We start from the raw sequence: 6,935 nt of genomic DNA, 5'->3' as shown, positions 1-6,935 counted from the left end.
CCGCCCGTGCCAGCGGCGCCCGTGCCGGCGGCGCCCGGGACGCCAAGCGCGCCGGTGCCCGGAGTGCGAGCGCCCGAGTCGTCCGCAGCGCCGGTGCCTGCGGCCCCCATGCTTGCTGCGCCCGCGGCGCCAATGCCGGCGGCCCCGGTGTCCGATGCGCCAGCGGCGCCGGTGTCGGGTCCGCCGGCAGCGCCGGTGCCCGCGCCGCGAGCAGCGTTCGTGTCCGCACCGCGAGCAGCGTCCGTGTCCGCGCCGCCACGGCCCGTGGCGCCAGTACCAGTGGCGCCGCTGCCCGTGGCGCCGCTGCCCGTGGCGCCGCTGCCCGTGGCGCCGCTGGCGCTGACGGCCTGGGCGTTGGTGGTGGGGGCGGTGCGTTGGAGGGGGGCGGGTGGGTCTTGGGGGGTGGGGGGTCGGAGGCGGGGGGCTAGTGCGCGGAGGACCACGAACGCCGTCACTACGGCGATCACCACCGCCACCAACAGAACGACCACGGCGAAACCGGCGAACTCGGCTTCCGACGACATGGCCCCTCCTCGTCCCGGCGTGCGGCCGCGGAGGGAAGTCCGTCCGGAGACCGGGCAGTCCTCGTGCCGGGGCACGCACACGAGCCCGCAGTACGGGACACGCCGTCGCGCATCCCGAACGAACGAAGAAGGCTCCGTCGCTTGAGTGCACGACGGAGCGCGATCGGACCCAGAGGACCGATCAGCCTATGAGGACACGGTCAGCCCCGACGGGACCGTCCGAGTATCCAACTCAGTCCAGCACATTCAGCACGAAGCGGTCTTCGCGGAGTTATGGGTATCGCAGGTGCGTATCAAGAGATGTCACGTACACAGGCTCGATCTCAGTACCCGTGAGGCTATGTGCAGGTTACCGGCCGGTCAAGGAACGTCCACCCGCCGCTCACCGGCCTCACTCTCGACCCGAGGTCAAGGCTTGACTACTCACAGTGACCAACAATTGCGGCTCAGTCGTCGGTGAGCGTCGGGTCGGGCACGCCTGCCAGGTCGGGATCGGACCCCTCCGCGGCGAGCGCCTCACGGACGACCCGGTAGGCCAGACCCGCCGGGTGACCGCGGCGCGCGAGCATCCCCACGAGACGCCGGGCCCGCTTGTCGGAGGGCAGCCCGCGCGTGCTCGGGAGCTTCTTCGCGACGAGTCGCTGAGCCGCCGCAAGATCGGCGTCACCGTCGATCGTTTCGAGCGCTTCCTGCACGATCTCCCGATCGACGCCCTTTTTGCGCAGCTCTCCGGCGAGCGCACTGCGTCCCAGCCCGCGACCGCGCTGGCGGCTCTCGACCCAGGCGCGCGCGAAGGCCGCGTCGTCGATGAGGCCGACCTCGCCGAACCGGTCGAGCACCGCGTCGGCGGCCTCGGCCGGAACGTCGCGCTTCGCCAGCGCGGCGGCTAGTTCGGCCCGGGTGCGGGGCTGAACGGTCAGCAGCCGGAGACAGATGTTCCGGGCGACCTGCTCGGGGTTGGCCATCGGAGCGTCGTCGTCCGGACCGGCGTCGTCACCGTCCGTCCACTCTGGCGACTCATCACCGCTCGTGCGCTCCTCGCCACGCCGACGATTTCCACTCCGCCGTGACCCCCGTCCGGTGGTCCCCCACCGCCCGGCGCGCTCCCGACCACCCGACTCGCCGGCCCCGGTGCGCCCACCCCGCGAGCCACCACGCCGCGCGCGCCCACCCTCGTCCACCGACTCGTCAGCAGCGCGGGCCCGAGCAACACGCTCGGCTTCCTCCAAGGCAGCACGAGCCATCGCCGCGCGATCAGCGGCCGCTCCCGCCGGAGCACCAGCGCGGTCAGAGCCCGCGCCCGGGGCCGCCGAAGCGTCGGCAGGGCGCGAATGAGCAACACGCTCGGCTTCCTCCAGAGCCGCACGCGCGATCGCCGCGCGGTCGGCGGCCGCTCCGGCGGGAGCCGACGCGCGATCAGCGGCCGCTCGTGCGCGGGCGGCGGGCTCGTCGAGCGCGGCGGGTACGGTCGCGTGGGAGCGCGGTGGTGGCGCGGTGGGGCTTGGTACGGGTGGGGTGGGGGAAGGGGCCGTGGGGCTGGGGGCGGGGCCCGCCGGGGCGTTCCCGGCGGGGGCGTTACCGGCCCGGGGCCGGTTCGGGCTCAGAAGTCGACCGGAGCCGGTGCGACCCCGTTGACGTCGGCGTCAGCCATGGCGCCGATGCCGAGCTTCTCCTTGATCTTCTTCTCGATCTCGTCAGCCAGATCGGGGTTGTCGACCAGGAACTTGCGGACGTTCTCCTTGCCCTGCCCGAGCTGGTCGCCCTCGTACGTGTACCAGGCGCCGGACTTACGGATCAGAGCCTGGTCGACGCCGACGTCGATCAGCGAACCCTCGCGGCTGATGCCGTGGCCGTAGACGATGTCGAACTCGGCCTGCTTGAACGGCGGCGCGACCTTGTTCTTCACGACCTTGACGCGGGTGCGGTTACCCACCGCGTCGGAGCCGTCCTTGAGTGTCTCGATGCGACGGACGTCGAGCCGGACCGACGCGTAGAACTTCAGCGCCTTACCACCGGTGGTGGTCTCCGGCGAGCCGAACATGACGCCGATCTTCTCGCGCAGCTGGTTGATGAAGATCGCGGTGGTGCCGGAGTTGCTGAGCGCACCGGTCATCTTCCGCAGCGCCTGGCTCATCAGCCGGGCCTGGAGGCCGACGTGGCTGTCGCCCATCTCACCCTCGATCTCGGCGCGGGGCACCAGAGCGGCCACCGAGTCGATCACGATGATGTCGATGGCACCGGAGCGGACCAGCATGTCGGCGATCTCGAGCGCCTGCTCACCGGTGTCGGGCTGGGAGACCAGGAGCGCATCGGTGTCGACGCCGAGCGCCTTGGCGTACACCGGGTCGAGCGCGTGCTCGGCGTCGATGAACGCGGCGATACCGCCGGCGGCCTGTGCGTTGGCGACCGCGTGCAGGGCCACCGTGGTCTTACCGGAGGACTCCGGGCCGTAGATCTCGATGACGCGACCACGGGGCAGCCCGCCGATGCCGAGCGCCACGTCGAGGGCGATCGAGCCGGTGGGGATCGAGGCGATCGGCGGCCGGTTGTCCTCGCCGAGGCGCATGACGGAGCCCTTGCCGAACTGCTTGTCGATCTGGGCTAGCGCTACCTCGAGCGCCTTGTCGCGGTCAGGTGCTGCTGGCATGGCTGCCGCCTTGGGAAGTCGTCGGGAAGTTTTCATCGCGGCTGACGCTAGAGGCTGGGTACGACAGTTTCGCGCTCTGGCGCGGATCTGTGGACACCAGCACTCCGATGGTCGGTCACGATGCGCGTAGAGCCATGCTAACCGAACTTATGTTCGATTGCGCAACACCTTCCACAGGCGTGTCGCTCCGGACACGGAGAGTGAGAGTCAGCGCTCCCTCGCCGGGAGCTCGAACGCGGCGTGCACCGCACGCCACACCCACTTGGCGTCCTCGCCCTGGGCCAGCGCCTGCTCGACGGTCCGGCCGCCGAGCGTCGCCAGGACCTGGTCGGACGCGACCGACCGGGAGTAGACGGGACCGAACGCGGCGTCCATCCGCTGCCAGAATTCCGTGAGCCGCACGGCGGCCAGGCTACCTGCTCCCCCGCCCGATCCGCCGTGTCGTCCACAGCCGTCTCGGCGGCACCGGACGCCACCACGGCCGCAGCTCAGCGCGACCGGCCGTCCGCGCCGCGACCCGCGCTACCGGTGGGGCGCCATCCGTGCGGCGACCGCGGACGACACGGCGGCCGCCACGACCGGGGCGTCGGCTTCCGGCAGGGTGCTGGCGGTGATCCGGATGCCGGGGCCGGAGTTCACCCGGTACCGCGACCCGGGCGCGACCACGATCCCGCCGTCCCGCAGCGCCGTCACCGCTGCGGTCTCGTCGGTGACCGGCACCCACACGTTGAGGCCGGTGCGGCCCGTCGCCGGAACTCCGCAGTCCCGCAGCGCGTCCAACAGCGCACCGCGACGCGCGTCGTACACGCTCGCGGCGCGCGCGATCACAGCGTCCACGGCCACGTCTTTCCAGAGCTCAGCCACGATCTGCTGGGTCAGCCGGCTGACCCAGCCCGGCCCGAGCCGGCGGCGGCCGTCGACCCGGGCCACCGTCGTCGGATCACCGGCGAGCAGGGCGCAGCGCAGGTCGGGGCCGTAGGGCTTGCTGACCGATCGCACCACGGCCCAGTACGGTGTGACGCCCGCGAGCGTCGCCAGCGGGACGCCGGCCAGTTCGGCGGCGTGGTCGTCCTCGATGAGCAGCAGGTCGTGCCCGGAGAGCACGTCCCGCAGCTCCGCCGCCCGCGCTCCGCTGATCGCTCCCCCGGTCGGGTTCTGGGCGCGACTGGTGACCACCATCGCGGTGGCACCACGCCGGATCGCCGAGTCGACGGCGGACGGCAACGGACCGTCCCCGTCCACCGCCATGCCCACCGGCTCGACGCCCAGCGCGGCGAGCAGATCGAGCAGGTTGGCCCAGGCCGGATCCTCCACCGCGACCCGGTCGCCCGGACGCACCCGGGTCGAGAGGCACCGCTCGATCGCGTCGAGCGCGCCGTGGCACAGCGTGAGTGCCTCGGTGGGGACGCCGTCGGACTCCAGGCGGCCCGCGGCCAGCGACCGCACGGCCGGCAGCACCGTGTCGTCGGCATAGCCGTACGGTTCCGGCACCAGACGGGACAGCACCGGCGCCAACGACGGGAGGAGCGCCGGATCGGGCTCTCCGTGCGCCAGGTCGCGCGCACCCGACGGAACCGCGATCGCGACCGCCGACCGCGGCGCGGTCGCCGGGCGGGGCCGGATGCGGGTGCCGCGCCGGCCCGCCGTCTCCACCACACCGCGGCGGCGCAGGATCGAGTACGCGGCCGCGACCGTGGTGGGTGCGACACCCAGGTCGGACGCCAACTGACGCACCGGCGGCAGCACGGACCCCGGCGGCAGCTCGCCCTCCCGGACTCCGTTTTCCACAGCCGCGGAAATCTCTTCCGCCCGTCGGCCGGTGATCCGATATTGTGTCGTCACAAAATTAACTTTGTACCAGAACAAAGGCCCGAGGATGGACGCTCCCAGCCCACGTACCGTGCCCACCCGCTACGCGGACCGCGCCCGCTACGACTCCGACACGATCAGCGCGATCCTCGACGAGGCGCTCGTCGCGCATCTCGGCCTCGTGATCGACGGGGCGCCCCGGGTGATCCCGACGCTGCACGCGCGGATCGGCGACACGCTCTACCTGCACGGATCCACCGCCAGCAGGCCCTTGCGCGAGGCACCCACCCCGGTCTGCGTCACGGTGACGCTGCTCGACGGCCTGGTGTTCGCACGTTCCGGCTTCAACCACTCGGTCGACTACCGCTCGGTGATGGTGCACGGCCATGCCCGTACGGTGACCGATCGCGACGAGAAGCTCCGCGCGCTCGACGCACTGCTCGAGCAGGCGGCGGCCGGTCGCGCCGCCGACTGCCGGCCGCCGAGCGGCAAGGAGCTGGCCGCGACCGCGGTACTCGCGGTGCCGCTGGCCGAGGCGTCGGCGAAGATCGGCGACCGGCTGGTTCCCGGCGCAGTCGTCGAGGACGAGCCGGAGGACGTCCCCCTTTCCTACTGGGCCGGTTTCCTACCGCTGCGCGTGGTTCCGGGTGCACCGGTGGCGTCCGCCGACCTGGCCGACATCGCGACGCCCAGCTACCTCAAGACCTACCGGCGCCCCGGCTCGGCCGGCCCGAAGAACGCCTGGTTCCGCGCCCCGGTGCTGGAGGGGCGCCACGTCCGGCTGGAGGCCCTCGGTCCGCAGCACGTCGACGACCTGCTCGCCACCGCGAGCGACGCCGAGGTGCACGAGCACATCCCGCACCCCGTTCCCGGCACGCGCGAGCAGATGGAACAGCTGGTCGCGGCGGCACTGGCCGATGCGGACCGTGGCGTCCGGGTGCCGTTCGCGCAGATCGACCGGGCGACGGGCCGCGCGATCGGCAGCACCTCGTACTACGAGATCGAGCCCGACCGGCCGTCGATCGCGATCGGGTACACGTTCCTCGGCAAGGCGTGGTGGCGGTCGCCGATCAACACCGAGGCGAAGGTGCTGCTGCTCAGCCACGCGTTCGAGACGCTCGGCACGGAGCGGGTCACCTGGCACACCGACATCCGGAACCTGCGGTCACAGCAGGCGATCGAGCGGCTCGGAGCGGTGCGTGAAGGTGTGCACCGCCGGCACAAGAAGCGACGGGACGGGTCCTGGCGCGACACCGTGATCTACGGAATGACCGCACCCGAGTGGCCGGAGCACCGCGACCGACTGCGGGCCCGGCTCGAGAACTGAAAGGGCGGCGGTACCGAGGACGGGAGTCACTCGGTACCGCCGCTCCCCCGAAGCGCCGCTCCATCGGTGGTGCGCCCCACACACCCGCCGATGGCCGCCCCGGAATGTCTGAGAAGGGGGGCGCGGCTGGACGACGGAACCCCCTCGATTCCGCCGCCCAGCCGCTGGACGGCCGTGCTTCCCACTGAACCCCGCGCCCGAAGGCAGCAGAGCTCGGCGTCCCAGTTCCCCGTGCGTCCCCTCTCCGCGGGAGAACGAGACCACCGATGCGATGCTTCCCGGTCCAACCGGCGCCGTCGTACTAGCCGGACCCCCATCCGACCAGCTCACCGGTATAACCGCGCGGCCCCGAAGGGCGGCGTCACATCGTCAGCGGTTGCCGACCGATCACCGCGTCCCCGCGGTGGTTTCCTTGCCGTGATGGTCCGAGTGGCCGGACCTCTTGCCGGGTTACCGGGGCCAGTGCCTGCGCCGGAGGTGGGTCCGACACAGCTTTCGCGCCCGGTGGATCAGAAACGCCACGGCGTTCTCGTGCCTGACCCTGTCGTCGCGGTGATTAACACCCCGCACCGCCCTTTCGCCCGGTTTACACGCTTTCGTTCGACCGACCCCCCGCCGTTCGAACGCT

General features: G+C 72.0%; 5 protein-coding genes and 1 pseudogene. 1 reads left to right on the top strand and 5 read right to left on the bottom strand.

The features are described 5' to 3' along the window. The 5 genes and pseudogenes from ACGFY5_RS18925 to ACGFY5_RS18905 form a co-directional block, all read right to left on the bottom strand. Window positions 1-524, bottom strand: a pseudogene (locus ACGFY5_RS18925) (hypothetical protein); the annotation flags it as partial. 446 nt (window positions 525-970) lie between these two features. Next, window positions 971-1,489, bottom strand: a complete 519-nt coding sequence (locus ACGFY5_RS18920; protein ID WP_392721400.1) for a regulatory protein RecX — start codon at window positions 1,487-1,489, stop codon at window positions 971-973. A 635-nt stretch (window positions 1,490-2,124) separates the two neighbouring features. Then, window positions 2,125-3,171, bottom strand: a complete 1,047-nt coding sequence (gene recA / locus ACGFY5_RS18915; protein ID WP_392721398.1) for a recombinase RecA — start codon at window positions 3,169-3,171, stop codon at window positions 2,125-2,127. A gap of 207 nt (window positions 3,172-3,378) precedes the next feature. Then, window positions 3,379-3,573: a DUF3046 domain-containing protein gene (locus tag ACGFY5_RS18910; protein WP_392721397.1), complete on the bottom strand. Its 195-nt coding sequence runs from the start codon at window positions 3,571-3,573 to the stop codon at window positions 3,379-3,381. A 120-nt stretch (window positions 3,574-3,693) separates the two neighbouring features. Then, window positions 3,694-5,013, bottom strand: a complete 1,320-nt coding sequence (locus tag ACGFY5_RS18905; RefSeq protein ID WP_392721395.1) for an aminotransferase class I/II-fold pyridoxal phosphate-dependent enzyme — start codon at window positions 5,011-5,013, stop codon at window positions 3,694-3,696. A gap of 34 nt (window positions 5,014-5,047) precedes the next feature. On the opposite strand from ACGFY5_RS18905, the gene ACGFY5_RS18900 reads away from it, so the two are divergent. Next, entirely contained in the window at window positions 5,048-6,307 is a 1,260-nt protein-coding gene (locus ACGFY5_RS18900; RefSeq protein ID WP_392721393.1) for a bifunctional pyridoxamine 5'-phosphate oxidase family protein/GNAT family N-acetyltransferase, read from the top strand. Window positions 6,308-6,935: the final 628 nt, after the last annotated feature.

Source organism: Cryptosporangium sp. NPDC048952, assembly GCF_043197895.1.
Taxonomy (GTDB): Bacteria; Actinomycetota; Actinomycetes; order Mycobacteriales; family Cryptosporangiaceae; genus Cryptosporangium.
The sequence above is the reverse complement of the archived record's forward strand: the minus strand, read 5'-3'. Positions and strand labels throughout refer to the sequence as shown.